This window comes from Bradyrhizobium sp. P2_E8 (assembly GCF_056403875.1).
On the sequence record NZ_JBFUES010001520.1, the window covers coordinates 1 to 1,188 of the forward strand.

2 protein-coding genes and 1 pseudogene are annotated in these 1,188 nt (G+C 63.2%); all 3 read left to right on the top strand.

Annotated elements, in window-relative coordinates; genetic code table 11:
* Positions 1-112: NADH-quinone oxidoreductase subunit D-related protein (locus AC1D00_RS41955; RefSeq protein ID WP_477014755.1), on the top strand; the 112-nt coding region annotated here is incomplete at its 5' end.
* Positions 112-1,089, top strand: coding sequence for an FkbM family methyltransferase (locus tag AC1D00_RS41960; RefSeq protein ID WP_477014754.1), 978 nt, complete (start codon positions 112-114; stop codon positions 1,087-1,089). The genes AC1D00_RS41955 and AC1D00_RS41960, both read left to right, overlap by 1 nt.
* An 11-nt stretch (positions 1,090-1,100) precedes the next feature.
* Positions 1,101-1,188 (top strand): annotated as a pseudogene (locus tag AC1D00_RS41965) (NADH-quinone oxidoreductase subunit NuoE); the annotation flags it as partial.

The window sequence follows — 1,188 nt, forward strand, 5'->3', positions numbered from 1 at the left end:
GGGCTTCGCCCATCTCCAGGCCATGGACCACATCTGCCGCGGCCATCTGCTCGCCGACGTCTCGGCGATCCTGGGTTCGCTCGACATCGTGTTCGGAGAGGTCGATCGGTGATGGCGCAGGCGCCAATCCAGTTTGACCGCGCCTCGGGGGCCCTTGAAGGGGCCAACCTGTGGGAGCGGACGGCTGCCTTGGCGCTGGTGACGGGATCGAAGATCTCGTCGCACTTCTCGCATATGGGCTACATCGCCTGCGCGAACCTGCTGCGGAAGACGCTGCCCGAGCGCAACATCGCGATCAGGCTCAATCCCGACGCCGTGTTCGAATTTCCCTACGGCGACGGTTACTGGAGCAAGCTGCTCAATCGCTCGTACAACTATGAAGACGAGCTGGAGCTGCTGTTCGCCGACTCCATCGACGTCGACTACACGCTGCTCGATTGCGGCGCCAATTACGGCTACTGGTCGGTGCTGGTGTCGAGCAGGCCGTTCGGCTCGCACAAGGCGATCGCGATCGAGCCGTCGGGGCAGAACTATCCGAAGCTTGCCAACAACGCCCGCGTCAACGCTGGCCGCTTCGAGACCCTGAAGTGCGCGATCGGCTCTGCCCGCGGCACCGCGCGGCTGTCGGGCACCAAGCACGAGGCCTTCAGCATCGCCGGCGATCCGTCGTCGGGCGGCGAGGAGGTGCCTGTCATCGCGCTGGACAACCTCATCGACGACGGCAAGGTTGCAGCGAGTGGCAAATACCTGATCAAGCTCGACGTCGAGGGCGTCGAGATCGAGGCGATCAAGGGCGGCGCCCGGCTGCTTGAGACCGACAGCGTCATCATGTGCGAGGAGCACGGCAGCGACCGCAGCCACGCGGTGTCGCGCTACATCCTCGAACAGACCCCGCTGAAGCTGATCGTGTTCGATCCGCGCAGCAACCGGATGGAGACCGTGAAAGAGCTGTCGATCCTCGACCGCATCAAGGTCTCGACCCACGTCGGCTACAACGTTTTCGGCACCGCAAGCGCATTCTGGCAGGACAGGATCGATGCCCTGAATGCCAAGACTCTGAATGCCAAGACCACGCGCCGCATGCAGTGAGAGATTAAGAGATGTCCGTCCGCCGATTAGCACCGAAGGAAGTCCAGCCCGCGAGCTTTGCGTTCACGGAGGAGAACCTCGCGTTCGCCAAGCAGCAGA

Bases quoted from the DNA above. Each gene is read 5' to 3' on its own strand.
- AC1D00_RS41960 (WP_477014754.1), top strand. From the start codon at position 112: ATGGCGCAGGCGCCAATCCAGTTTGACCGCGCCTCGGGGGCCCTTGAA.